This window comes from Rhodococcus sp. NKCM2511 (assembly GCF_014905595.1).
In the GTDB taxonomy this organism is placed as follows: domain Bacteria; phylum Actinomycetota; class Actinomycetes; order Mycobacteriales; family Mycobacteriaceae; genus Rhodococcoides; species Rhodococcoides fascians.
The window spans coordinates 16,067-41,045 of record NZ_BNHJ02000002.1; the positions used below are offsets into that span (position 1 = coordinate 16,067).

Sequence of the window (24,979 nt, forward strand, 5' to 3'; positions counted from 1 at the left end):
ATTATGCAGCATCATGCAAGCTCATTCATCGGCGGGCCGGAAACGCTAGCTGCTACCCATCGATCTACGAATTTCGTCGAGCTTCTTTCGGCCCGCTTCCTGCCGATCGTTCCACTGCTTGTCCAGGTCCTGACCGGCTCTCGATTCCCGGTCCAGCTCCTCCGCCCCGACAGCCGTACCCGAGCGGTGCTCCACCTTCTCTCGCACCCCGTCCCAGGTCGGCACCCCGGAGTCGGTGAACTCGCCCGTAGTCGCACCGCCGACATAACCCCCACCCCCGCCGACGGGAAGGTCGTCGACCAATTCCGCATCGATGACGCCCGGCACCGTTCCGCCCAACGGAGCTCCCGGTGGTGGATCGCCGAGCGGCTGGTCGATACGAGGTTTCGTCACCTGCGGAACATCCACATCGGGAACGGTTCCCGGCGGGACGCCGCGATCCGGACCGGCGGGCTCGGGTTCCGCCGCCCCCAACTCGGCCGCCAGAGCGGATGCCGCCGCTGCCACCGGAGCCAACCGAGGTCGGCCGGCCACCGCCGCGAGAACCTCGTTCAACACCTGCAGATCCGAGGCCGTGGCCTGCGTGTCGGATTCACTCATCGGCTGCTCCCGTCGTCGTGCCCGTCATGACACCACGCTACGCACAACACCGGCCGCGCCGTCGACGGTTCAGCTACGCAGCTGGGCACCGACCGCTGTGGATGCCGCAGCCACGGCTGCGTCGCGAGCCGCCGTCGCCTGATCCTCGGTCAGGGTTCCGTCCGAACCGCGGAACCGGAGGGCGAACGCCAACGACTTACGCCCCTCGCCGACCTGCTCGCCCTCGTAGACGTCGAACAGTCGGATGGACTCGAGCAGTTCTCCACCGCCGATCGTCAGTGCTGCCTCGACGGAGGCCGCGGGCACGGACGCGTCGACCACGACAGCGACGTCCTGCAACACAGCCGGGTATGGGGATACCTCGGGGGCCGGAAGCGATTCGACGACGGGCAGAGCACTCAAACTCAGCTCCACAGCACACGTACGCGGCGGCAAACCGGCTCGCTCGAGCACAGCCGGATGCAGTTCGCCTGCGTGCCCGACGACCTCACCGTCGAGAAGAACCTCGGCGCACCGGCCCGGATGCCAGGGAAGGTGTTGTGCTGCACGAAGATCGACGTGCACGCCGGAAGCCGCGGCAACCGTGCGCACAGCGGCGAACGCGTCTGCGGCCTCGGCTGCTCGGCCCGGTCCCCACGGCCCGGACGGCTCACGCTGACCGGCGAGCACCACGCCCACGTGTACCGGCTGTGCGGGGAGGGACCCACGGAGCATCGCGATCTGATCGTCGGTCGGTCGCCGATCGACCGGCAACGCGTCCACTGCAGCGGTGGCGTCGTGCCGGAGAACGACCTGGGCGATTCCGAACAAAGACACGTCCCGCTGACCGCGGGCGATATTCCTGCTCAGCATTTCGAGCAGACCGGGAAGGACGGTCGTCGCAAGCTCGGGGCGGTCGGCCTCGAGCGGGTTCAACACCGACGTCGTCGCTCGGCGCGGGTCGTCCGCGTCGAGGCCCCACGTGTCGAAGATTCCCTTGGGCAGGAACACCGGCGGAAGAACTTCGACATAGCCGGCGAACGCAAGGGCCTTGCCGACTGCCCGCCGACGCTTCTGCTCGGCGGTGAGGCCGCGCCCACCGGGAGCGGACGGCAGAATCGACGGGATCTTCTCGAGCCCTTCGAGCCGCAGCACCTCTTCGACCAGATCGGCGCGCTGCACCAAGTCGGGTCGCCACGAGGGAGGATCGACGACCAGTTGTCCGTGGCCGCCACCGTCGACATCCACCTCGACGGTGCATCCGATCTGAGCGAGCCGTCGAGCAGCGGTCCCGTCGGGGTACTGCACACCCGCGATCCGATCGGGCAGGTCGAAGTCCATCGTCACCGACGGGAACCGGGCAGCCTCGCCGATGTCGGTCAGCACCGGTTCGATACGTCCACCGGCGATCTCGACGAGCAACTGTGCGGCCCGATCGAGCGCCGCAACCGGGAGCGCCGAATCCACAGTCCGCTCGAAACGCTTGCTCGCCTCGCTCGACAGCTTGTGGCGACGGCCGGTTCGGAACACCGCGAGCGGATCGAACGATGCTGCTTCGAGAACGACATCGCTGGTCGAGTCGTCGACCTCGGTGGACGCCCCGCCCATGACGCCGGCCAACGAGATGGCTCCCGTTCCGTCGGCGATGACCACGTCTTCCGCATCGAGCGACCGCTCGACGCCGTCGAGCGTCGTGAGCGTCTCCCCCGCATTCGCGCGCCGCACGACGAGATCACCGTCGAGCTTGCTCGCGTCGAAAGCATGCAACGGCTGGCCGAGCTCGTGGAGCACGTAGTTGGTCACGTCCACCGCCGCCGAGATCGGTCGCACCCCGGCCAGCAGCAATCTCCGCTGCATCCACCAGGGAGTGACGGCAGCGGGATCGATACCCACGACCTTGCGCAGAGCGAACCGAGAAGCACCGGACTCGGGCTCGACCGTCACGGGCCAGGCGTCACCGGTGACCTCGGTGGGCATCGTGCGCGCCGGATCCACATACGGAAGATCGAAGCTGCACGCCAACTCACGGGCCAGGCCGCGCACCGAGAAGGCGTACCCGCGATCCGGTGTCACGTTCAGCTCGATCACCGAATCATCAAGACCCAGAACGACTTTGGCATCGTCGCCGGGCTGCGCAGTCCCTTCCGGTAGCACCAGGATCCCGGAGTGGTCCCGGCCGAGACCGAGCTCGAGCGTCGAGCAGATCATTCCGTTGGAGTTGCGGCCGTACGTCTTGCGCGACGCGATGGCGAACCCGCCGGGCAGAACGCTGCCGGGCAGCGCCGCGACGATCAGGTCCCCCTCGGCGAAATTGCGTGCACCGCAGACGATCTCCTGCGGCTCGTCGGCCCCCACGTTCACGAGGCAGAACCGAATGGGCTTCTTGAATTCGGTCAGTTCCTCGATCGACTCGACCCGACCCACCACGAGGGGTCCCGTCACGTTGTCCAACGAGACCAGCTCCTCGACCTCGAAACCGACGCGTACGAAACCCGCGTCGAGCTCGTCGGGCGAGACGGACCAGTCGGGAGTACCCGCGTGCAGGACCTCGGTCAACCAGGAATGTGGGACTCGCACGTGTGCTCAGCTCTTTCTTGTATCCGAGATGAAGTGGGGCTGGAGAGTGGCCGCGTCAGGCCTGAACACCGAAGGGCAGAGTGAACCTGATATCCCCCTCGACGATGTCCCGCATGTCCGGGATGTCGTTGCGAAACTGCAGAGTTCGCTCGAGACCCATGCCGAACGCGAAACCGGTGTACACCTCCGGGTCGATGCCGCTGGCCTGCAACACCTTCGGGTTGACCATTCCGCAGCCACCCCATTCGACCCAACCGGCTCCACCCTTCTTCTTGGGGAACCACACATCGACCTCGGCGGAGGGCTCGGTGAACGGAAAGTAGTTGGGCCGCATCCGAGTGCGCGTATCGCTGCCGAAGAGAGCCTGCGCGAACGCGTCCAGCGTTCCGCGCAGATGCGCCATCGTCAGGCCCTTGTCGATCGCGAGCCCCTCGACCTGATGAAAGACCGGAGTGTGCGTCGTGTCGAGCTCGTCGGTACGGAACGTCCGGCCAGGACAGACGACGTAGATCGGCACCTCGCGAGAGAGCATCGATCGCACCTGCACCGGCGACGTGTGCGTACGCAGTACCTGCCGCGAGCCCTCCGGCGCGATGTGGAACGTGTCCTGCATCGTGCGAGCCGGGTGATCGGGCAGGAAGTTCAACGCGTCGAAGTTGAAGTGCTCGGTTTCCACCTCGGGGCCCTCTTCGACCTCCCAGCCCATTCCGACGAAGACGTCGGCAACCTGCTCGGAGATGATCGTGATGGGATGGCGCGCTCCGACGGGTGCCCGGTCGGTCGGCAGCGTCACGTCGATCGTCTCGGCCACGAGAATCGCCGCATCGCGCTCCGCCGACAGCACTGCGCGGCGCTCGTCGAAGGACTTCTGCACCCGGTCTCGTGCCACCTTGACGCGCTTGCCCGCGTCCGCCTTCTGGTCACCGGGAAGAGCTCCGAGGGCGCGCTGAGCCAACGCCAGTGGCGCCTTTCCACCCACGTGATCGATTTTGACCTTCGTGAGCGCATCGAGGTCCGACGCGTCGGCGAACGCCTGCTCGGCCGAGTCCACCGCAGCGTCGAGTGCGGACTCTTCGAGAACGCTCGGATCTACCGGCTCGGGCCCGGACTCTTTCTTCGCCACGACAGATGCACTCCTCGAATAATGGTCGGTCTGCACGAAGCAGAGTGGTAACGATCCTAGGCGACCGTATTCACGGGTTCGCCGACCGTCGTCGAACACGGGCGCTCGCGTAGAGACACAGTGCCGCGGCGGTCGCCAGGTTCAGACTCTCCGCCCGACCGTGGATGGGAATTCTGATCCGGTGATCGGCAGCTTGGGCAACGGGGAGGGACAAACCGTGGGCCTCGTTGCCGAACAACCACGCAGTCGGCTGCTGGAGCAGCTCGTCTGCGTCGTCCAGGTCGACTTCGCCGTCGGCGGCGGTCGCCACGACCGTCAGTCCTGCACGGCGCAGTGCGTCGACGCCGCCCTCGATCGAGCGCTCCCGCGCGATGGGGAGATGAAAGACGCTGCCGGCCGAGGCCCGCACGCATTTGCCGTTGTGAGGATCGACGGAGTCGCCGAGCAGGACCACCGAATCGGCCCCCGCGGCGTCGGCGACACGAATGATCGTGCCGGCATTACCAGGCTCGGCCATTTCCACAGGAACGACCACCAGCCGCGGTGTCCCGGCCAACGCACGGCCGATCGGGACGTCGACCAACTCGGTGACTGCGATCAGGCCCTGCGGAGTGACAGTGTCGGACAACGCCTTCGCGGCCCGATCGGTGATCGGAAACACCCGTGCGCCACCGGCCTCGACGGAGGCGATGAGGCTCTCGTGTCGGTCGAGGGCATCCGCGGTGAAGAACAGCTCGCGGACCGACCCGAACCGAGCAGCCTCGGACACAGCGTTGAACCCCTCGGCAAGGAACAGTCCCGTCTTCTTGCGCTCTGCAGCGCGAGCGAGCTTGACGGCCGAAACGACCCGCGGAGTTCGCTCGGTCAGCGAATCCACGGGTCGTTTCGGAGTTGAATCGTCGTGCGGCGACTCGCTCAGGCTGCTTCTCCAGCAGGAGCGTTGACATCGGCAGGCAATGCAGCCTTGGCGATGGCGACCAAGCCGGCGAATGCCTCGGCATCGGACACAGCGAGCTCGGCGAGGATCTTGCGGTCCACCTCGACGCCCGCGGCCTTCAGGCCCTGGACGAAGCGGTTGTAGGTGATGTCGTTGGCCCGCGCTGCAGCGTTGATACGCGTGATCCACAGCTTGCGGAAGTCACCCTTGCGCGCGCGGCGGTCCCGGTACGCGTAGGTGAGCGAGTGGAGCTGCTGCTCCTTGGCCTTGGTGTACAGACGTGAGCGCTGTCCGCGGTAGCCCTTGGACGCTTCGAGAATCGAACGGCGCTTCTTCTGGGCGTTGACGGCCCTTTTTACGCGTGCCACTGGTGAATCCTGTCGATCTGGGGGCGTGTGAAACCCCGAATGGTAATGGGATGAAGCCGACCGAAATCAGTCGGCGGCGAGCCGGATCAGATGCCGAGCAGGCGCTTGATCCGAGGCACGTCGGCCTTCTTGACAACGGCGACACCATCGAGGCGACGAGTCACCTTGGTGGGCTTGTGCTCGAGCAGGTGGCGACGGCCGGCCTTCTGGCGCAGGATCTTGCCGCTGCCGGACACCTTGAATCGCTTCTTGGCACCACTGTGCGTCTTCTGCTTGGGCATGAAATCCTCTGTTCTGTATTAGCTCTTCGGTGGTGCATGGCACAGCCACGCAGCGCCTCGGAACGGACTGCGCACCGAGGCGGGTGCGGGACTGTCTTACTGGTAGAGCGCGAAGCTCAGTTGGTCTGAGCCGGAGTAGCCGGAGCTGCTGCGGCCGGTGCCTCGGCAGCCGGAGCTGCTGCGGCGGGCTGTTCCGGCGCGGGGGCCGGTGCGCGTTGCGCAGGCGGCGCGGCAGCGCTTTCCTGAGCCTTCACGCGAGTCTTGGCACCCTTGTGCGGAGCCAGGACCATGGTCATGTTGCGGCCGTCCTGCTTGGCCGACGTTTCCACGAAACCGAGTTCCGCGACGTCGGCACCCAGGCGCTGCAACAAACGGAAACCCAGCTCGGGGCGCGATTGCTCGCGACCACGGAACATGATGGTGACCTTGACCTTCGAGCCGGCTTCGAGGAAGCGAACCACGTTGCGCTTCTTGGTCTCGTAGTCGTGCGCGTCGATCTTGGGGCGGAGCTTCTGCTCCTTGATGACGGTGAGCGTCTGGTTCTTGCGCGATTCGCGCGCCTTCTGCGCAGCCTCGTACTTGAACTTCCCGTAGTCCATGATCTTGCAGACCGGCGGACGTGCGTCGGGAGCTACTTCGACAAGATCGAGGTCGGCTTCGAGAGCCAAGCGGAGTGCATCTTCAACACGCACGATCCCCACCTGTTCACCGCCTGGTCCGACAAGACGGACCTCGGGAACTCGGATGCGATCGTTGATGCGGGTCTCAGTGCTGATGGGGCCTCCTAGGTAGTGCGGTGTGGTGTGTAACCCGACCGCCTGCCACTTACACAGCCCGTCGCCCTCGAACCTCGACATCACGCTCGGCGAACCAACACCGAAAACGAAAAAACCCTGCAGCCGGTCTGTACCGACAGCAGGGCCCGATGTCGACCGGTCGATCCGTACGACATAGCGCGTCGTACAGTCTCCTCACGAGGAGGAAGCACTGGGGAATCCCGACTGGGAGACCTTCGTGCGACCGGACCGGAAGCGATCCATTCGGATCACATACCGGTGGGAGTCGGGCTCCACTTGCTGCCTCCATGCGGTGAACTCCATCGAGGAGCGCACGCCGAAGACGGTCGTCGAGTCAGACTACCAGCAGAATGCCGAAACCGACAATCGCACCGGTCGATGAAGCCGAGTCGACACCCGATCCGACCGACGGCACCCGCGGCGTGGGATTCTCGTAGGTATGACCAGTTCATCCACGCCCGCCGATCCCGCAGGCTCCGACCCCACCGGTATCGAGCAAGAAGTCCGGGAACTCGCCGAGGTTCCCGCGGTCGAGGTCATCAGCCGTGCAGCGGTGATGCTGATGAGTTCCGCGGCCGAGAAGCTGGGTCTGTCCGAGCCCGATCCCGCGGAGAGCCCCTACCTCGATCTCGACGAGGCCCGACGCGTCATCACCGCACTCGCCGGCTTGGTCACCGCGTCGGTCGAGTACCTCGGTCCCCATGCTGGACCGATTCGCGACGGCCTCCAGGCACTGCAACGCGCGTTCCGGGAAGCCTCAGCACACCCGGACGAGCCAGGACTCGGCCCCGGTGAGAAGTACACCGGCCCGGTGCACTGAACGAGCGCACCCCACCCCACCCACAGACGACGGAGCCGCATCCGGCAATCCGGATGCGGCTTCGTCGTCGACGTGTTCGCGTCAGACCGCAGCGACCTTACGAGCCCGACGCTTCTTCGGGGCCGCCTTCGGCGTGGACGCCACTACCTCGCGGGAGAGCGCCTCCTGCAGGAATTTTCCGGTGTAGCTTTCGGGCACCGCCGCCACGGATTCTGGATTACCTTGTGCCACAACCGTTCCGCCGCCCGAACCGCCTTCGGGCCCCATGTCGATGACCCAGTCGGAGACCTTGATGACATCCAGATTGTGCTCGATGACAATCACGGTGTTCCCCTTGTCGACGAGTCCGTTCACGACTCCGAGCAACTTCCGGATGTCCTCGAAATGCAGGCCCGTGGTCGGCTCGTCGAGAATGTAGACGGTGCGGCCGGTCGATCGCTTCTGCAACTCGGCTGCGAGTTTCACACGCTGAGCTTCGCCGCCGGACAGTGTCGTCGCCGGTTGCCCCAGGCGGACGTAACCGAGGCCGACCTCGACAAGTGTCTTGAGGTACCGGTGAATCGACGTGATGGCCTCGAAGAAGTCGGCAGCCTCCTCGATCGGCATGTCCAGGACCTCGGCGATGGTCTTGCCCTTGTAGTGCACTTCGAGCGTCTCACGGTTGTAGCGAGCGCCTTCGCACACCTCGCACGGTACGTAAACGTCGGGCAGGAAGTTCATCTCGATCTTCAACGTGCCGTCTCCCGAGCATGCCTCGCACCGACCGCCCTTGACGTTGAACGAGAATCGCCCGGGCTGATACCCACGAACCTTGGCCTCGGTGGTGGCCGCGAACAACGTACGAATCTTGTCGAACACCCCGGTGTACGTCGCGGCGTTGGACCGGGGCGTGCGGCCGATCGGTGACTGGTCGACGCGAACCAGCTTGTCCAGTTGGTCGAGACCGTTGATCCGGGTGTGCCGACCGGGAACCTGCCGGGCACCGTTGAGCTTGTTGGCCATCACGGTCGCAAGGATGTCGTTGACCAGAGTCGACTTGCCCGAGCCGGAGACACCGGTGACCGACGTCAGAACACCGAGGGGGAAGCTGACGTCGATTCCCTGGAGGTTGTGTTCACGGGCACCCACGACGGTGACCTGTCGCTTCTTGTCGACCACCCGACGGGTGTCCGGCAACGGGATCTCCATACGACCCGACAGATATGCACCCGTGAGCGATTCGTCGTTGGTCAGCAGGTCCGCGTATGAACCGCTGTGCACGACGCGTCCGCCGTGCTCACCGGCCAGCGGTCCGATATCGACGACCCAGTCCGAGGTACGGATGGTGTCCTCGTCGTGCTCGACGACGATCAACGTGTTGCCGAGATCGCGCAGTCGCGTCAGGGTGTCGATGAGCCGGCGGTTGTCCCGTTGATGCAGTCCGATGGACGGCTCGTCCAGTACGTAAAGCACGCCGACGAGGCCGGAGCCGATCTGCGTGGCGAGCCGGATACGTTGGGCCTCGCCGCCGGACAGCGAGCCCGCGGTGCGCGCCAACGACAGGTATTCGAGACCCACGTCCAGCAGGAAGCCGAGTCGAGCCTGCACCTCTTTGAGGACCTGGCCCGCGATCGCTTCCTCGCGTCGCCCCAGAGTGAGGCTGTTGAGGAAGTCGGCCGTGTCGGCGATGGACAGTTCACATACCTCGGCGATCGACTTCGGCCCGAAATCACCTGCCGCGATGGTGACCGACAGAATTTCCGGACGCAGCCTGGCTCCGTTGCAGGTAGGACACGGAACGTCGCGCATGTAGCCGTCGTAGCGTTCCTTCATCTGTTCGGATTCGGTCTGCTCGAGGCGGCGGTGCAGGAAGGGCATGACGCCCTCGAACTCGGCGTAGTACGACCGGGTGCGGCCGTACCGGTTCTTGTACTTCACGTGCACCTGGTGGTCGCTGCCCTCCAGGACAGCTCGCTTGACCTTCGCCGGCAGCTTGTTCCACGGAGCGTGCAGATCGAAGCCCATGGCGTCGGCGAGTCCGGACAGCAAGCGACCGAAGTACTCCGACGTCTGGCCCATCGACCAGGGCGCGATGGCACCGTCGGCCAGACTCAGATCACCGTCGGGCACCACCAGCTCGGGATCGACCTCCTTGCGCACGCCGAGCCCGACACAGTCGGGGCAGGCGCCGTACGGCGAGTTGAAGGAGAACGATCGCGGTTCGAGGTCGTCGATGGACAGCGGGTGGCCGTTGGGGCACGCGAGCTTCTCCGAGAAACGACGCTCCCGATCGGGGGCGTTCTCCTCACGGTCGACGAAGTCGAGAACCACGATGCCGTCCGCGAGCCGCAGTGCGGTCTCCACCGAGTCGGTGAGCCGCTGCTTCGAGCTGGACTTGACCGTGAGTCGGTCGACAACGACCTCGATGTCGTGTTTTTCCTGCTTCTTCAAGACCGGCGGGCTGCTGAGCTGGTGGACGACACCGTCGACGCGCACACGTGAGTAGCCCTGAGTGTTGAGCGAGTCGAACAGGTCGACGAACTCGCCCTTACGGGTTCGGACCACCGGCGCGAGGACCTGGAATTTCAGGCCCTCCTCCATGTCGAGAACCTGATCGACGATCTGCTGTGGGGTCTGCTTGGCGATCTGCTCGCCGCACACCGGGCAGTGCGCAGTGCCCGCCCTGGCGTAGAGCAACCGCAGGTAGTCGTAGACCTCGGTGATGGTGCCCACGGTCGAGCGTGGGTTGCGGTTGGTCGACTTCTGGTCGATCGAGACCGCGGGCGACAGGCCTTCGATGAAGTCGACATCGGGCTTGTCCATCTGCCCGAGGAACTGCCGGGCGTATGCGGACAGCGACTCCACGTAGCGGCGCTGGCCTTCGGCGAAGATCGTGTCGAAGGCGAGAGACGACTTGCCCGAACCGGACAAACCGGTGAACACGATCAGCGCGTCCCGGGGCAGGTCGATATCGACCCCCCTCAAGTTGTGCTCCCGTGCACCTCGCACTATCAGGCGATCCGCCACTGTGTTCCCTTCTTTTCTCACGAGCACGTCGAGCCGTGTTGCTGCTCGACGCAGCATTGTCCGACGTCGAGTCGATGATGACGCGTGGTGCCGATGCACCGATCACACGCCGTGTAGCCGAGGACTCCACGTCGAAAACCTGTCGAGGTGAGGGACGAACCTCACCTCGTAGCAATGGTAGGTCCAGGTACCGACACACTTTTCCACGAGCGTGACCCCGGCGCTCCCGTCGTTGCTGCCGACGGTAGCGTCCTCGAAATGGACGAGCACCTCATGGTCATCGACGACAATTACACCGGCGTCGTTGCACAGGGTTCACCCCCGCAGCGGCGGACGATCCCCGGAGCCACGATCACCAAGATGTCGGTCGGCCCCATGGACAACAACACCTACCTGGTCGTCTGTTCCGCAACGGGCCATTCTCTGCTGATAGACGCCGCCAACGAGGCCGACCGCATCTCACTGCTTCTCGACGAGAACGCACCGACACTGTCTCTGATCGTCACCACACATCAGCATGCCGACCACTGGCAGGCGCTGGCCGATATCGCCGGTGGCACCGACTCCCCCACCGCGGCCCACGAGCTGGACGCAGAACCGCTGCCGGTAGCTCCGGACCGTTTTCTTGCCGACCACGACACGGTGTCGGTGGGAGAGCTCACGTTCGATGTGGTGCATCTGACCGGTCACACTCCGGGCTCGATAGCGCTCGCGCTGACCGACGCCGAGGGCAAGACGACGCACCTCTTCACCGGTGATTCCCTGTTCCCCGGCGGCGTCGGCAAAACCAACGGCCCCGAGGACTTCACCCACCTGCTCGACGACGTGAGCGCCAAATTGTTCGACCGTTTCGCCGACGACACCGTCGTCTACCCCGGGCACGGCAAGGACACCACTCTCGGTGACGAGCGGCCGCACCTGGCGGAATGGCGCGAACGCGGCTGGTGACGCCGCACGTGCTTGAGACCGTGAAACACGGGGTATGAAGAGTGTGACAAAAGTGCACGCACCGGTGATTTCGATCTACTTTCGGTGCGAGTCCGCACGTACAACCGCCATGACACGAGAAACTACGCAGGAGGCTGTCAATGCTGGTCCGCCGTATCGCCCGTCCGCTGATGTCTACGATTTTCATCTCCGGGGGCGTCGATGCACTTCGTAATCCCGCCGGCAGGGCGAAGGCAGCCGCTCCGTTGATCGAGCAGAGCAAGGATGCTCTGCCCAACGAGGTCACCGCGAACGTGCCGACCGATCCCGAGACGTTGGTTCGGATCAACGGCGGAATCCAGGTCGCCGGCGGCATTCTGTTGGCCACCGGTAAGGCACCGCGTATCGCATCGCTCGCTCTGGCTGGAAGCCTTGTTCCGACGACGCTGGCCGGACACGCGTTCTGGAACGAAACCGACCCGGAGACCAAGGCTGCGCAACGCATCCACTTCTTCAAGAACCTCAGCCTCCTCGGCGGACTGCTGATCGCGGCCGTCGACACCGAGGGCAAGCCCTCCGTCGCGTGGCGCAGCAAGCGGGCGGCACGCCGCGCACAGGAATCTGTGGTCTCAGCGCTGCCCGGTCACACCACTCACGACACCGGGGAACGCGTCAAGGAAATTGCCTCGATCGCAGCGAGCCGCGGTGCCGATCTGGCCGACGCCGCACAGCCGAAGCTGGCCAAGCTCGCCGACGCCGCACAGCCGAAGCTCGCCAAGTTCGCCGACATCGCCGGCGAGAAGGGCTCGGAGCTGGCAGAGGTCGCGCAGCCCGCTCTGAACCGGTGGGCTCACATCGCCGCCGACAAGGGTTCGGAGCTGGCCGAGGAAGCCCAGAAGCGGGGCTCGAAGCTGGCCGAGCTTGCTGCCGACCGCGGAAGCGATCTGGCCGAAGAAGCGCAGAAGCGTGGCTCGAAGCTCGCCGACAAGGCCGCGCACCGCAGCTCGGATTGGGCCGAGCTCGCTCAGAAGCGGGGCTCGAAGTTGGTCGACGTCGCTGCCGACCGTCGCAGTGAACTGGCCGAGGTGGCACAGAAGCGCGGAGCGAAGCTCGCCGATCTCGCTGCCGAGAAGGGATCCGTTCTGGCCGAAGAGGCTCAGAAGCGCGGTGCCACGTGGGCCGACATCGCGTCGGATCGTGTCGACACGCTCGGCAAGCGCGCTCGTAAGCGGGCCGAGAAGCAGAACAAGGAACTCGAGAAGGCAACCGAGCAGGCTCGGGCCAAGCTCGAGAAGCGAGTTGCCAAGGCGCAGAAGAACTTGGACAAGAAGCTCCAGCAGTACGCGAAGTAGGTCTACCCGCGACGCTCGGCGTCGTTCGCGCGCACGGCCCTGTCCCAGAACTCGCGGTTCTGCGGCAGGGCCGTTCTGCGGCGTAGACTGCTCTGGCTGATTTCGAGGCGATATCGTCGCCTCGGCCGAACTCCCGAGGAGAACCTTTGCCGGACGACGGCCACACATCGAACGATCCCGGTGCACCCATCGAGGAAGACCTCGAACAGGCGCACCTGACGCGGTTGTACACGCAGCTCGATTCGCTGCGCGAGTATGCAGCAAACCGACTTCGCGCCGTGCTGCTCGAGACCGGCGGAACACCGCAGGCCCGAAGCGAGCGCGAATCCTTCAACCAGATGTACACCGAGGACATCGCCAAGTACGACGCAGCCGAGAACGGGCTCTGCTTCGGACGCATCGACCTCGACCCGGACACCCTCGATCCGAAAGTCGACGACCGCCCCGAGCGTTACATCGGCCGTGTCGGCATCCTCGACGACAAGAACGATTACGAGACACTACTGCTGGACTGGCGAGCCCCCATGGCCCGTCCGTTCTATCTGGCGACACCGGCAGCCCCCGAAAACGTGTTGCGCCGCAGGCATATCCGTACCCGCGGACGCAAGGTGACCGCCATCGCCGACGAATTCCTGGACCTCGAGTCCGCGCAGTCGTCGAACGATGCGGCTGTCGCGGGTGGCGTCGCCAGTGAGGGTGCGCTGCTGTCCGCGCTCGATGCGGCGCGAACCGGTCAGATGAACGACATCGTCGAAACGATCCAGAGCGAGCAGGACGCGATCATCCGCTCACAGCATCGCAGTGTGCTGGTGGTGCAGGGCGGACCGGGCACCGGCAAGACGGCCGTGGCACTGCACCGAGCAGCGTATCTGCTGTACACGTACCGTCAACAGCTCGGCAAGAGCGGTGTCCTCATCATCGGGCCCAACGCCACGTTCCTCGACTACATCGGCCAGGTGCTGCCGTCGCTGGGCGAAACCGGGGTATTGCTGTCGACGATCGGCGATCTGTACCCCGGAGTCCGTGCGCAGCGCGAGGATTCGGCTCTGGCCACCGAGGTCAAGGGCAAACTGTCGATGGTCGACGTACTGACGCAGGCAGTGCGTGATCGCCAGGAGGTGCCCGCACAGCCGCGCCGGCTGAAGTTCGACACCTACGACATCACCCTCGATCGAAAGATGGTCACGCGTGCCCGCGGCCGCGCCCGATCCTCCCGGCGACCACACAACTTGGCTCGGCCACTGTTCGTGTCCTCGGTCATCGACCAGTTGGCCAATCAGCTGGCCGCGAAACTCGGCCAGAACGTGGTGGACGGATCGAGCTTGCTCAGCGCCGACGACATTGCGGACATGCGGGACGAGATGCGCGAGGACCACGACGTGATGGCTGCGATAGACGAGTTGTGGCCGGATCTGTCACCCCAGCAGGTTCTTCGAGACCTGTTCGCATCGCCGGAGAAGATCGCATCGGCCGCACCTGCGCTCGGCGAGTCGGAGCGCGAGTCGCTGCTGCGCCGCGGCCACGGCTTCTCGTCCGCGGATGCCCCGCTGCTCGACGAGCTCGCCGAGCTGCTCGGCGTCGACGATGCTGCCGAACGTGAGCAGGCCCAGCGTCAATGGCGTGGCCAGATCGCCGATGCCCAGGGCGCGCTGGACATCCTGACCGGGTCTGCACCACAGGACCTCGAGGACGAACTGGACCCGGAGATTCTGATGGCGTACGACCTGATCGACGCCGATCAGCTTGCGCGACGCCAGAATTCGGGTCAGCGACTCACCACCGCGGAACGCGCAGCCGGCGACCGTACCTGGACCTACGGGCACGTGATCGTGGACGAGGCACAAGAGCTGTCGGCGATGGCGTGGCGAATGGTGATGCGGCGCATCCCCAATCGGTGGATGACACTGGTGGGTGACACCGCGCAGACCGGTGATCCGGCCGGAACCTCGTCCTGGGGATCGGTGCTCGAACCGTATGTGGCTCAACGCTGGAAGCTCACCGAACTGACGGTCAACTACCGAACGCCGTCGGAGATCATGACCGTGGCGCACGACGTGCTCGCGGCGATCGATCCGGAGCAGTCCGAACCGCGATCCATTCGCAGCACCGGCGTCGAGCCGTGGGCTCAACGCGTAGCCGCAGCAGATCTGGTGACGACGGTCGAGAAGCGAGTGGCCGACCACCCTCGTCCCGGCCTGAGCGCAGTGCTCGTTCCCTCCGAACTCGTCTCCCAACTGCAGCACCTGGCGTCGGATGTGGTGACCGTGTCGACGGTCAAGGACGCGAAAGGGCTCGAGTTCGACTCGGTGATCATCGTCGAGCCGAGCGCGATCGTTGCGGAGTCCGTCAAGGGTATGAACGACCTCTACGTGGCCCTGACCCGAGCAACCCAGCGACTCGGAGTCGTCCATGTGGATCCTCTGCCCCAGGAGCTCGGGGCCCTGCAGCCCTTCGACGCCGAGGTCTGACGAGAACAGTCCGACGAGAACAATCGGCCCGCCCCGTCATCGTCGACGGGGCGGGCCGATTGTCGTACTACGAGAAAATCAGCGGACGGTATGGACGATCAGGACGTCACAGGTCGACTTGCGGGCCGCGTCGGACGGAACCGAACCGAGCAACCGCCCGGTCAGCGAGTTCAGCCCACGGTTGCCGACGACGAGTAGATCGCCCTTGACCTCGTCCACGAGTGCCAGGAGGGACTCGACGGGCGCTCCGACGATCGGCTTCTCCTCGATGTTCTTCGCGCCGGCCTTGGTGGCGTGCTCTCGGGCGGTGCGCAGGATTTCGCGCGTCGGTGCCGAACCGGTGATCTGGTAGGCGTCCTCGCGGAGTGCGTCGGCGGCGGCAGAGGTGTCTTTCGGATCGGCCGGGTAGTAAGCACACGCGATCACCAGGGTGGCATCGGCATCTCCCGCCAGAGCCGCGGCCTTCTCCACTGCCCGCAGTGACGATTCGGAGCCATCGGTTCCGACGACGACGGTGCGGTAGGCGCTCATTCATTCCTCCATTTGTCGGTCACACACAGATGTGACACTTCTGGTCGAACTGGATTGGTGCAAGTCACAGGACCGAAAGACGTGGTCCGGGGACTGATGCGCTGACAGTAGCCGGAAGTCGACGATCGGCACGTGAACTTGGGGAACAACACGATCCGCGCCACTCACATACATTGGTTTGCATGCCGATCCCCCGCCCGCCGTTGTCGAGACGGGCCCTCGCTCTCGGTGCCGTCGCGATCTCGATCGTGATCGTGGCCGCCCTCGCATTCGCATTCCTCCCCCAGGGACGCGAAGCCGACACTGCTACGCGTGACGCGCGCATCACGCTACCGGACAGCCCCGGTTCGACGGAGACCGTCGACCTCGACACCCGGCTCTACATTCCCGAGTCCACCCCCGCTCCGGCTGTGTTGCTCGCGCACGGCTTCGGCGGCAGCAAGGACTCGGTCGACGGCGAAGCTCGTGATCTCGCCGCGCGCGGATACGTGGTTCTCGCCTACACCGCGCGCGGCTTCGGTGACAGCACGGGTTCCATCTCCATCAACGACCCCGATCGCGAGGTCGCCGATGCCCGCGGCCTGATGGACTGGCTGGCCGAACAGCCCGAAGTACAGCTCGACGCTCCTGGTGATCCCCACGTCGGCGTGGCAGGCGGGTCGTACGGCGGGGCACTGGCCCTCAGCGCAGGCGGAACAGACCCGCGTGTGGACTCGGTGGCCGCTGCCATCACCTGGAACGACCTGGGCCAGGCCCTGTTCCCCAACTTCGGCGTCACCTCGTCCGCAGGTCGAGAAGCGCTCGGAAACATCGATTCCCCGGCCGGTGCCGAATACGGCGGACCCGGCGTCCTCAAACGTGGATGGGCCGGGGTCTTCTTCGGAGCGGGGGCCTCCAGCGCTGCGCCCGGCAGTTCCACGGACGGTAACGGTGGTGGTAACGATGGCGGTGGCGCATCCGCATGCGGCAGATTCGCCCAGGAATTCTGCGACGCCTACGCACAATCCGCAGTGACCGGCATCCCCAGCCAGCCGCTGCTCGATCTGCTGACTGCCCACTCGCCCGTCGCGGTCGCGTCGAACATCACGGCTCCGACGCTTCTCCTACAGGGCACCCAGGACACTCTGTTCGGTCTCGACCAGGCCGACGCGACGGCTCGGCAGATCGCAGCCGCAGGCGGTGACGTGACCGTTCGGTGGTTCGACGGTGGGCACGATGCCGGTGGAACGAACGGTGCGTCGGATCGAGCCGTCGCGGACTTCTTCGACCGGACTCTGCGCGGCACCCCCGATCCCGCGACCTCCGAGAGCGCGCCGTTCGTGTATTCGACGCAGCGCGCAGCCGATGAGCGAGGAGGAGAACGCAATCGTCGGATGACGGCTCCCGACTACCCAGGCCTGACCCCGAACTCCGAACCCACACAGACGAATACGGTGACCTTCACCCCCGCCTCGGACGACGGGACGATCATTCGTCCGCCCGGCGCGTCACCGTCCGCCATCTCGACGGTCCCCGGTCTGGGTTCGGTGTTGTCGACACTCGGATCGACCGGAGCCGGTGCAGCGCTGACTGCGGACCTTCCGGGCCAGTCCGCGATTTTCACCAGCGAGCCCGTCGACTCGTCACTGACCATCACCGGCGCGCCGAGAGTCGATCTCCGGGTGGCGTCCCTCGCCGGGCCCGGCCAGGCTGTGCTGTTCGCGAAACTGTACGACGTCGCCCCGAACGGCACACGGACCCTTCCCGGCGGCGCAGTGTCGGCCATCCGACTGCCCGACACCGGGAGCATCGATCCCGTCGACTTCACCGTCGCCCTCCCTGGAATCAGCTATACCGTCCAGCAAGGTCATCGTCTCGAACTGAGCGTCTCCACCACCGATCAGGCCTACGCCGTCCCGCTGGAGCCCGCACAATTCAGCGTGACCATGGCGAACACATCCGTCGCGTTACCGACGGTTCCCGCGGTGGCGAGCGCGAACAGCACGGTACCCGTCGCTCCACTGATCGGAATCGGCGTGGTCGTCCTGGTCGTCGGATGCATCGTCGTGGCGACGATCGTGCGAACCAGACGCCGCACGGTGGCCGAGGTCGACGAGGCTCTGGTCGACACTCCCCTGGTGATCACCGACCTGGCCAAGACGTACTCGAACGGATTCCGTGCCGTGGACGGCGTCAGCTTCGAGGTGAAACAGGGGCAGGTACTCGGACTGCTCGGACCGAACGGTGCCGGAAAGACCACCACGTTGCGCATGCTGATGGGCCTGATCACCCCCACCGGCGGCGACATCCGAGTCTTCGGTCACAAGGTCACACCCGGTGCCCCGGTGTTGTCGCGGCTCGGCTCCTTCGTCGAGGGTTCCGGCTTCCTTCCGCATCTGACCGGCACCCAGAACCTGCGGCTGTACTGGGAGGCGACAGGGCGACCGATCGAAGACGCTCACCTCGAGGAGGCACTCGAGATCGCAGACCTCGGCGCAGCGATCGAACGCAAGGTCAAGTCCTACAGCCAAGGCATGCGTCAGCGCCTCGCCATTGCACAGGCCATGCTGGGTCTACCCGATCTCATGGTGTTGGACGAACCGACCAACGGCCTCGACCCGCCACAGATCCGAACCATGCGTGACGTGCTGATCAACTACGCGAAGACGGGGCGCACCGTGTTGGTCTCGAGCCACCTCCTCGCCGAAGTGGAACAGACGTGCACACACGTAGTGGTCATGAACCGTGGCTCCGTGATCAGCTCGGGCACCGTCCGCGAGCTGACAGCGGCCGGTGGGCAGACCGAGATCAGGGTCGACGACGCCGGCCGCGCCCAGTCGGTACTCGACGCCGCCGGCCATGACGGCGCGGTGATCGTCGACGACGGCACGGTGACCGTCGACCTGACCGACGCCGATTCCGCCGTCGTCATCAGAGAACTCGTCACAGCGGGGGTGTCGGTCCGCGGCTTCTCCCAGTCCACCCGACTCGAGGACGTGTTCCTCGACCTCGTTCATCGAGATACCCCAGGCCCAGTCGTTCACGAGACCGACTCCAGCGAGGATCGCTCATGAGTACCACGCACGCAGACGGCCGCGCAGCGGGCTACAGCGGCGGCCGCACCCTGCCGTTTCGTACCGAACTGCGTCGACAGCTGGGCCGGCGACGCACTCAGCTCGCCATCGGTTTCCTTGCCCTGCTACCGGTGATCCTTGTCGTCGCCTTCACCGTGGGCAGCTCCAGCGCCGACTCCGACGCCGGTGGGCTCATCGAGCTCGGCACGCGAGGCGGCATGAACTTCACCGTCTTCGCACTGTTCATGTCCGTCGGATTTCTGCTCATCGTCGTGGTGGCGCTGTTCTTCGGCGACTCCGTTGCGAGCGAGGCCTCGTGGTCGAGCCTGCGCTACCTGCTCGCCATCCCGGTTCCTCGAAGCCGACTGTTGACCCAGAAGGCACTCGTCTCGGCCACGTTGTCCAGCGCCGCCATTCTGGTGCTGGTCGGAGTGTCCCTGCTGATCGGGACGGTGATGTACGGTGCCGAATCATTGGTCACGCCGCTGGGTGAGGGACTGTCGTACGGCACTTCCCTGGTGCGACTACTGATTGCGGTCGCCTACATCGGCGTCAATCTGCTGTGGGTGGCAGGTCTGGCGATGTTGCTGTCGGTGCTCACCGACGCCCCTCTCGGGGCCGTCGGCGGCGCGGTGATGACGTCGATTCTGATGCAGATCCTCGATCAGATCACGGCATTGGGGTCGCTGCGCAACTATCTGCCCGGGCACTACGCGAACTCGTGGATCGACGCCTTCGGCACGAACATCGACTGGAACGACATGGTGGTCGGATCGTTCTCGGCCATCACCTACGCGGCGGTCTTCGGGCTGATCGCGTGGAGACGATTCGCCACCAAGGACATCACCAGCTGAGGCGGCCTACTTCTTTTTGATCGCTGGCCCGAAGACGCCCTCGGGAATGGTGCCCTGGCCGACGATCGACTCACGCCACGGCGTCGCGAGCGAAACCAGCCGAGCTGCACCGTCCTCGCCGAGGGCGGCCCACGGCGCGACGGCGAGGTCGTTGGTGATGTCCTCGACCAACGTGCGGAGATCTTTCCCGTCCTGAGTCAAAGCGCCGTCGGCCGTCAACAATTCACGATCGGCCAAGGACGCCACGGCTCCGTTCCACTGCTCGGTCGACCATCCACGACGCTTGCGCGCGAATTCCTTCTCGAAGCCGTACCCGGTGGCGGTGTGGGTGATCAGCGCGTCCAGGCCGTTCAACCCCGCCGTCTGCAGCGCGGCAATGTGGCCGTCGCCGCGGTATTCGCGGATCAGGGTGAGAGCGTGCCACAACACGAGGTGCGGCGCTTGCGGCCAGTCGAGTTCGGCGTAGGCGGCGTACAGCGGCCGACCGTCGTCTCCTGGGATTCCACGCGCAGCGATCGATGCGAGGTCGGCAGCTTCGGCCATATCCGGGGACGCCAACGTCTCGGAGCCCAACAGACGCTCGAATGCGGTGTCGAGTGTGGCGTAACGGATTGCCATGATCTCGTCGGGAGAGGCGATGGCCCAGGCTGCCGGAATCAGCGGGCTGATCAGATCGCGGTTGAAGTTGTAGAACGTGGCTGTCACGACACCTGCACCGACCGGCCCGAGAGGTGCTGCACGACCGGCGAAATAGCAGGCCCGTGGCGGTAACCCAGCAGCAACGAGAGCGTCCTGCGTTTCCGGCAGGAAGTAGGTCATCGAGTGGATCAGTTCGAGTGCACGAGAGGTGCGGCCGGCGGTGGTTGCGTCCATCACTGAACCGTAACCGAACCATTTCGGATCGTTCCGCAGGCTCGACTCGCACCACCCGCGCGACCTACTTGAGGCCGGCCGCGTCCATGCCCCGGAGCTCCTTCTTCAGGTCCTGGATCTCGTCGCGCAGTCGACCGGCCAGCTCGAACTTCAACTCGCGGGCAGCGTTCATCATCTGATCGGTCATGTTCTTGATCAGGTCCGCCAACTCGGCGCGCGGCATCGACGAGACATCCTGCCCCTCGTACACGCCGGAGCTGACCGACCTGCCTGCTTCGCCCTGCGCTCGCCGACCACGGCTGGCGTTCCGACCCGAGCCACCCACTTCGACGGCCGTGTCGGTGTCCTCTGCTTCCTGATACACCTGATCGAGAATGTCGGCGATCTTCTTGCGCAGCGGTTGCGGATCGACTCCCCGCTCCTTGTTGTAGGCGATCTGCTTCTCGCGCCGACGTTCGGTCTCCTCGATCGCGTACGTCATGGAGTCGGTCATCTTGTCGGCGTACATGTGCACTTCACCGGACACGTTTCGAGCGGCGCGGCCGATCGTCTGAATGAGGCTGGTGCCGCTGCGAAGGAATCCCTCCTTGTCCGCGTCGAGAATGGCGACCAATGACACCTCGGGAAGGTCGAGGCCCTCCCGGAGGAGGTTGATGCCAACCAGGACGTCGTACTCACCCAGCCGAAGCTGCCGCAGCAGCTCGACTCGGCGCAACGTATCGATGTCGGAGTGCAGGTACCGGACGCGGATGCCCAGCTCGAGCAGATAGTCGGTCAGGTCCTCCGACATCTTCTTGGTCAATGTGGTGACAAGAACTCGTTCGTCCTTCTCGGCACGCTCGCGAATTTGGTGCACGAGGTCGTCGATCTGTCCCTTGGTCGGTTTGATGACGACCTTCGGATCGACGAGGCCGGTAGGACGGATGACCTGCTCGACGAATTCGCCGCCGGTCTGCCCCAGTTCGTACTTGCCGGGAGTAGCGGACAGGTAGACGGTCTGGCCGATCCTCTGTGTGAACTCTTCCCACGTCAGCGGCCGGTTGTCCGTCGCAGACGGCAACCGGAACCCGAAATCGACCAGGTTCCGCTTGCGCGACATGTCGCCTTCGTACATCGCGCCGATCTGCGGGACGGTGACGTGGGATTCGTCGATGACGAGTAGGAAGTCCTCGGGGAAGTAGTCGATCAGGGTCGCGGGTGCGGTGCCGGCCCCGCGACCGTCTATGTGCCGCGAGTAGTTCTCGATGCCGGAGCAGAAGCCGACCTGCTTGATCATTTCCAGGTCGTATTGCGTGCGCATCCGAAGCCGCTGCGCCTCGAGCAGCTTTCCCTTGCCTTCGAGCTCCGCCAGGCGCGCCTCGAGCTCGGCCTCGATGTCCTTGACCGCCCGTTCCATGCGCTCCGGTCCGGCGACGTAATGGGTGGCCGGGAAGATGCGTACCGAATCGACTTGGCGAACGATGTCGCCCGTCAGCGGATGCAGGTAGTACAGCGCCTCGATCTCGTCACCGAAGAACTCGATGCGAATAGCGAGCTCCTCGTACGACGGAATGATCTCCACGGTATCGCCGCGGACTCGGAACGATCCGCGGGTGAACGCCATGTCGTTGCGGGTGTACTGCACGTCGACCAGAAGCCGGAGCAGCGCATCACGCTGGACCTCGACGTTGACCTCGAGCTCGATCGACCGATCGACGTACGACTGCGGGGTACCGAGACCGTAGATGCACGACACCGACGCCACCACGACCACGTCTCGACGAGAGAGCAGGGATGCCGTCGCGGAGTGCCGCAGACGCTCGACGTCGTCGTTGATGGACGAGTCCTTTTCGATGTACGTATCGGTCTGCGCGATGTACGCCTCGGGCTGGTAGTAGTCGTAGTACGACACGAAGTACTCGACTGCGTTGTTGGGCAACATGTCTCGTAGCTCGTTCGCCAACTGCGCTGCGAGAGTCTTGTTCGGTGCCATCACCAGGGTGGGGCGCTGCAGTTTCTCGATCAGCCAGGCGGTGGTGGCCGATTTACCGGTACCGGTGGCACCGAGAAGCACGACGTCCTTCTCGTCCGCCTTGATCCGACGTTCGAGTTCGGCGATGGCGGTCGGCTGATCACCGGCCGGAACGTGTTCGCTGACGACCTCGAACGCCGGTCCGGTGCGCTCGATCGCTCCCACCGGACGGTGTTCGGAGTGCGCGACAACGGGATGTTCGGATGCAAACGCCATTACACAAGCGTAGACGCGACCACCGACAAGTTCCGTCGGAGAGACCTCGGAGGTCTGTTCCCGGTAGCTTCTACAGGCATGGTCGCTCACACGTCAGCCGGTGCGCACACCGTCGTTCATGCCCCGAAACACGAAACGTTCGACCTGGTCGCGAAGACCAACGTCGACCCCAAGGGGTTCGTTCGCGTGGTCGACGAATACCGCGTCGAGCCGTGGGGGCTGTACATGGCCCGGCCTTCCGACCATGCCCACTTCGACTACCTGGAGTCCTGGCTACTGCCTGCTCTCGGGCTCCGGGCCTCGGTGTTCCACTACCTGCCCGCGCACGCGAGAGACCAGGACTACTACGTCGACATCGGCGAGTACACGGCCGGGGCCAGCCGATGGACCTCGGTCGATCACTATCTCGACCTCAGTGTTCGCACCGGCCGCGACTACGACCTGCTGGACGTCGACGAGCTGTTCGACGCGCGCGTGGCGCAGCATCTGGACACCCCGACGGCCGAGCGGGCGCTGTCCCGATCGATCGCGGCCATCGAAGGACTGACGCGGCACGATTACGACCTGAACGCCTGGCTCGCGTCCGTCGGCATGCCGACGGAATGGAACGGCAAACCGGCCTGAACCGCGCAGCTCTGCCTCAGGCAGTCCAGTTCGTCTCCTCCGCCCACTGCCACGCCCGCCGATACGCCACGTCGAACCACGGTGCCTTCGCGTCTACGTAGGCATCGATCGCCGGATGATATTCGGCGATTCCGGCGGCGGCTTCTGACGCACGCCGCTTGATAGCGGCGTATTCCGTCGCGACAGCCGCGTCCGCCCGGAGCCAGTCGCGGAACAACAACGCGAACGTCTGGTTCGGCCAACCGTCGACTCGAACATGGACGTTGGCCGGTCGCCCGGGGTCTGCGTTGCCGTGAAAACGCTTGCCCCACACGGCCGGATCGGCCTCACCACCCACTCCGTAAGCGGGCTTCGGATCGTCGAAGTCACTGGACTCGACGCCGGGGAACCCGGCGACGCGCAACTGTTCGCCGACGGAATCTGCGTCGGCCAGCGAGCGCACCGTGATCTGGATGTCGAGCACGTCCTTGGCGTCGAGTCCGGGTACCGCCGTCGATCCGACGTGGTCGATCCGAACAGCCTTGTCCCCACACGCGAGAGCAAGGCGCGCGATCATTCGCCGCGCCTGGGATTCCCAGGCCGGGTCTGCAGTCACGAGTTCCGGATGCGTCCGGGCGACAATGCCCTCTCTGAGGTTGCGCTCGAAGGGAATCACGCGCTCGTTCCACAAGTTTCGTACCTGATCGTCGACGCTGCCGGGCGCACCCGTGTTGTCTATCCACACATCTGCCGCCGCTCGGCGCGCATCGTCGGTCGCCTGCGCGGCGATGCGCGCGCGGGCATCGGCCTCGGGCATGTTTCGTTGGCCGGTCAGCCGACGTACTCGTTCCTCGGCGTCGACCCAGACGACGACGACCAGATGGAAGAACGGAGCCATCGAGCCTTCGACGAGAAGTGGAATATCTTGCACCACCACGGCATCCGCTGCCGCACCCTCGATGATCTCGGTAGTGCGCTGTCCGACCAATGGATGCACGATGGCGTTGAGCTTCTTTCGCGACTCCTCGTCGCCGAAAGCCTTGGCGGCCAAGGCCGGCCGATCGAGTGACCCGTCGGGTGCCAGTATCTCGGTACCGAAGGTGTCCGTCAGTTGTTGCAGCCCAGGCGTTCCCGGCTCCACCACTTCGCGGGCAAGTACGTCCGAGTCGACGAGCACTCCCCCGAGTTCGGTCAGCACTTTCGCCACGGTCGATTTGCCGGCACCAATTCCGCCGGTCAGTCCCAGTCTCAGCATGCGTCCAGTCTGACACTCGAACACGCCGAAGCCCACCAGCCCCAAATGCACCGGTTTTGCAAGCCTGTCGGTTATCTTCGACGAGCGCGACCTCGATGTGCCGACCCACCGCCAGCGAAAAGGACACCCATGCAAAGCAATCAGATCCAACCGGGTCGGCACCGCCTCGGCATGGATGCAGGCGTTCATTGCATTCTCATTCCAGAAGTTGCCTCGGCGCTGGCCGACCACCGGCGTAACTGGTTCACCAACCTCCTGACCCCTGCCCGCCACAGCTTCGCCACGATGCGTAAGCGCACGGCGAGCGTCGGCCAGTGGAGTCCAGCCACCGCCGCTTAGTTCGCACTC

The 24,979-nt window shown here is 65.0% G+C and carries 20 protein-coding genes; 8 read left to right on the plus strand and 12 right to left on the minus strand.

The genetic code is table 11. The features are described 5' to 3' along the window. Positions 1 to 45 precede the first annotated feature (45 nt). From JLZ96_RS16670 to infC, 7 genes are all read right to left on the minus strand, one after another. Positions 46 to 600, minus strand: coding sequence for a hypothetical protein (locus JLZ96_RS16670; protein WP_201010786.1), 555 nt, complete (start codon positions 598 to 600; stop codon positions 46 to 48). Between the two features lie 69 nt (positions 601 to 669). After that, positions 670 to 3,156 carry a phenylalanine--tRNA ligase subunit beta gene (gene pheT, locus JLZ96_RS16675; protein WP_032386898.1) on the minus strand — a complete coding sequence of 829 codons (2,487 nt, stop codon included), beginning with the start codon at positions 3,154 to 3,156 and terminating at the stop codon, positions 670 to 672. A 55-nt stretch (positions 3,157 to 3,211) separates the two neighbouring features. Next, positions 3,212 to 4,279 (minus strand): phenylalanine--tRNA ligase subunit alpha, encoded by a 1,068-nt coding sequence (pheS, locus tag JLZ96_RS16680; RefSeq protein WP_032386899.1) that lies wholly within the window; start codon positions 4,277 to 4,279, stop codon positions 3,212 to 3,214. 70 nt (positions 4,280 to 4,349) lie between these two features. After that, on the minus strand, positions 4,350 to 5,156 hold the full coding sequence (locus JLZ96_RS16685) for an RNA methyltransferase (RefSeq protein WP_201010787.1): 807 nt from the start codon (positions 5,154 to 5,156) through the stop codon (positions 4,350 to 4,352). 38 nt (positions 5,157 to 5,194) lie between these two features. Next, positions 5,195 to 5,584 carry a 50S ribosomal protein L20 gene (rplT, locus tag JLZ96_RS16690; RefSeq protein ID WP_008715924.1) on the minus strand — a complete coding sequence of 130 codons (390 nt, stop codon included), beginning with the start codon at positions 5,582 to 5,584 and terminating at the stop codon, positions 5,195 to 5,197. An 86-nt stretch (positions 5,585 to 5,670) separates the two neighbouring features. After that, the gene (gene rpmI, locus JLZ96_RS16695; RefSeq protein ID WP_008715923.1) at positions 5,671 to 5,865 is read right to left on the minus strand and encodes a 50S ribosomal protein L35; all 195 of its coding nucleotides are present in this window, start codon (positions 5,863 to 5,865) and stop codon (positions 5,671 to 5,673) included. A gap of 116 nt (positions 5,866 to 5,981) precedes the next feature. After that, the gene (gene infC / locus JLZ96_RS16700) at positions 5,982 to 6,722 is read right to left on the minus strand and encodes a translation initiation factor IF-3 (RefSeq protein WP_045841242.1); all 741 of its coding nucleotides are present in this window, start codon (positions 6,720 to 6,722) and stop codon (positions 5,982 to 5,984) included. Positions 6,723 to 7,101: 379 nt separating this feature from the next. On the opposite strand from infC, the gene JLZ96_RS16705 reads away from it, so the two are divergent. Beyond that, the gene (locus tag JLZ96_RS16705) at positions 7,102 to 7,482 is read left to right on the plus strand and encodes a DUF1844 domain-containing protein (RefSeq protein WP_032365519.1); all 381 of its coding nucleotides are present in this window, start codon (positions 7,102 to 7,104) and stop codon (positions 7,480 to 7,482) included. A gap of 81 nt (positions 7,483 to 7,563) precedes the next feature. On the opposite strand, the gene uvrA is transcribed toward JLZ96_RS16705, so the two are convergent. Next, positions 7,564 to 10,488: an excinuclease ABC subunit UvrA gene (gene uvrA, locus JLZ96_RS16710; protein ID WP_027497244.1), complete on the minus strand. Its 2,925-nt coding sequence runs from the start codon at positions 10,486 to 10,488 to the stop codon at positions 7,564 to 7,566. A gap of 258 nt (positions 10,489 to 10,746) precedes the next feature. On the opposite strand from uvrA, the gene JLZ96_RS16715 reads away from it, so the two are divergent. The 3 genes from JLZ96_RS16715 to JLZ96_RS16725 all read left to right on the plus strand — a co-directional run bounded on the left by JLZ96_RS16715 (position 10,747) and on the right by JLZ96_RS16725 (position 15,235). Further along, entirely contained in the window at positions 10,747 to 11,436 is a 690-nt protein-coding gene (locus tag JLZ96_RS16715; protein ID WP_032374317.1) for an MBL fold metallo-hydrolase, read from the plus strand. A gap of 140 nt (positions 11,437 to 11,576) precedes the next feature. Beyond that, the gene (locus JLZ96_RS16720) at positions 11,577 to 12,767 is read left to right on the plus strand and encodes a DoxX family protein (RefSeq protein WP_027497246.1); all 1,191 of its coding nucleotides are present in this window, start codon (positions 11,577 to 11,579) and stop codon (positions 12,765 to 12,767) included. 146 nt (positions 12,768 to 12,913) lie between these two features. Further along, positions 12,914 to 15,235, plus strand: a complete 2,322-nt coding sequence (locus JLZ96_RS16725; protein WP_032370340.1) for a 3'-5' exonuclease — start codon at positions 12,914 to 12,916, stop codon at positions 15,233 to 15,235. Between the two features lie 78 nt (positions 15,236 to 15,313). On the opposite strand, the gene JLZ96_RS16730 is transcribed toward JLZ96_RS16725, so the two are convergent. Then, positions 15,314 to 15,766, minus strand: a complete 453-nt coding sequence (locus JLZ96_RS16730; protein WP_008715916.1) for a universal stress protein — start codon at positions 15,764 to 15,766, stop codon at positions 15,314 to 15,316. A gap of 182 nt (positions 15,767 to 15,948) precedes the next feature. On the opposite strand from JLZ96_RS16730, the gene JLZ96_RS16735 reads away from it, so the two are divergent. Continuing rightward, complete coding sequence (locus JLZ96_RS16735) at positions 15,949 to 18,819, plus strand: alpha/beta fold hydrolase (protein WP_201010788.1); 2,871 nt, start codon at positions 15,949 to 15,951, stop codon at positions 18,817 to 18,819. Further along, positions 18,816 to 19,673, plus strand: coding sequence for an ABC transporter permease (locus JLZ96_RS16740; RefSeq protein WP_032365525.1), 858 nt, complete (start codon positions 18,816 to 18,818; stop codon positions 19,671 to 19,673). Before JLZ96_RS16735 ends, JLZ96_RS16740 begins: the two co-directional genes overlap by 4 nt. 6 nt (positions 19,674 to 19,679) lie before the next feature. On the opposite strand, the gene JLZ96_RS16745 is transcribed toward JLZ96_RS16740, so the two are convergent. Continuing rightward, positions 19,680 to 20,546 carry a hypothetical protein gene (locus tag JLZ96_RS16745; RefSeq protein WP_032365526.1) on the minus strand — a complete coding sequence of 289 codons (867 nt, stop codon included), beginning with the start codon at positions 20,544 to 20,546 and terminating at the stop codon, positions 19,680 to 19,682. A 64-nt stretch (positions 20,547 to 20,610) separates the two neighbouring features. Then, positions 20,611 to 22,773: an excinuclease ABC subunit UvrB gene (gene uvrB / locus JLZ96_RS16750; RefSeq protein WP_027497251.1), complete on the minus strand. Its 2,163-nt coding sequence runs from the start codon at positions 22,771 to 22,773 to the stop codon at positions 20,611 to 20,613. A 78-nt stretch (positions 22,774 to 22,851) separates the two neighbouring features. Here uvrB and JLZ96_RS16755 point away from each other — a divergent pair, with 78 nt between their 5' ends. Further along, the gene (locus JLZ96_RS16755; protein WP_032365527.1) at positions 22,852 to 23,397 is read left to right on the plus strand and encodes a DUF402 domain-containing protein; all 546 of its coding nucleotides are present in this window, start codon (positions 22,852 to 22,854) and stop codon (positions 23,395 to 23,397) included. Positions 23,398 to 23,413: 16 nt separating this feature from the next. Here JLZ96_RS16755 and coaE read toward each other — a convergent pair whose 3' ends face one another. Continuing rightward, positions 23,414 to 24,631, minus strand: coding sequence for a dephospho-CoA kinase (gene coaE, locus JLZ96_RS16760; RefSeq protein WP_201010789.1), 1,218 nt, complete (start codon positions 24,629 to 24,631; stop codon positions 23,414 to 23,416). A gap of 129 nt (positions 24,632 to 24,760) precedes the next feature. Here coaE and JLZ96_RS16765 point away from each other — a divergent pair, with 129 nt between their 5' ends. Continuing rightward, positions 24,761 to 24,970: a hypothetical protein gene (locus JLZ96_RS16765; protein WP_027497254.1), complete on the plus strand. Its 210-nt coding sequence runs from the start codon at positions 24,761 to 24,763 to the stop codon at positions 24,968 to 24,970. Positions 24,971 to 24,979 lie beyond the last annotated feature (9 nt).

Bases quoted from the DNA above. Each gene is read 5' to 3' on its own strand.
- JLZ96_RS16755 (WP_032365527.1), top strand. From the start codon at position 22,852: ATGGTCGCTCACACGTCAGCCGGTGCGCACACCGTCGTTCATGCCCCG.
- uvrB (WP_027497251.1), bottom strand. From the start codon at position 22,773: ATGGCGTTTGCATCCGAACATCCCGTTGTCGCGCACTCCGAACACCGT.
- JLZ96_RS16720 (WP_027497246.1), top strand. From the start codon at position 11,577: ATGCTGGTCCGCCGTATCGCCCGTCCGCTGATGTCTACGATTTTCATC.
- rpmI (WP_008715923.1), bottom strand. From the start codon at position 5,865: ATGCCCAAGCAGAAGACGCACAGTGGTGCCAAGAAGCGATTCAAGGTG.
- JLZ96_RS16765 (WP_027497254.1), top strand. From the start codon at position 24,761: ATGCAAAGCAATCAGATCCAACCGGGTCGGCACCGCCTCGGCATGGAT.
- infC (WP_045841242.1), bottom strand. From the start codon at position 6,722: ATGTCGAGGTTCGAGGGCGACGGGCTGTGTAAGTGGCAGGCGGTCGGG.
- JLZ96_RS16705 (WP_032365519.1), top strand. From the start codon at position 7,102: ATGACCAGTTCATCCACGCCCGCCGATCCCGCAGGCTCCGACCCCACC.
- JLZ96_RS16740 (WP_032365525.1), top strand. From the start codon at position 18,816: ATGAGTACCACGCACGCAGACGGCCGCGCAGCGGGCTACAGCGGCGGC.
- coaE (WP_201010789.1), bottom strand. From the start codon at position 24,631: ATGCTGAGACTGGGACTGACCGGCGGAATTGGTGCCGGCAAATCGACC.
- JLZ96_RS16730 (WP_008715916.1), bottom strand. From the start codon at position 15,766: ATGAGCGCCTACCGCACCGTCGTCGTCGGAACCGATGGCTCCGAATCG.
- JLZ96_RS16735 (WP_201010788.1), top strand. From the start codon at position 15,949: ATGCCGATCCCCCGCCCGCCGTTGTCGAGACGGGCCCTCGCTCTCGGT.
- JLZ96_RS16715 (WP_032374317.1), top strand. From the start codon at position 10,747: ATGGACGAGCACCTCATGGTCATCGACGACAATTACACCGGCGTCGTT.
- JLZ96_RS16670 (WP_201010786.1), bottom strand. From the start codon at position 600: ATGAGTGAATCCGACACGCAGGCCACGGCCTCGGATCTGCAGGTGTTG.
- JLZ96_RS16745 (WP_032365526.1), bottom strand. From the start codon at position 20,546: ATGGACGCAACCACCGCCGGCCGCACCTCTCGTGCACTCGAACTGATC.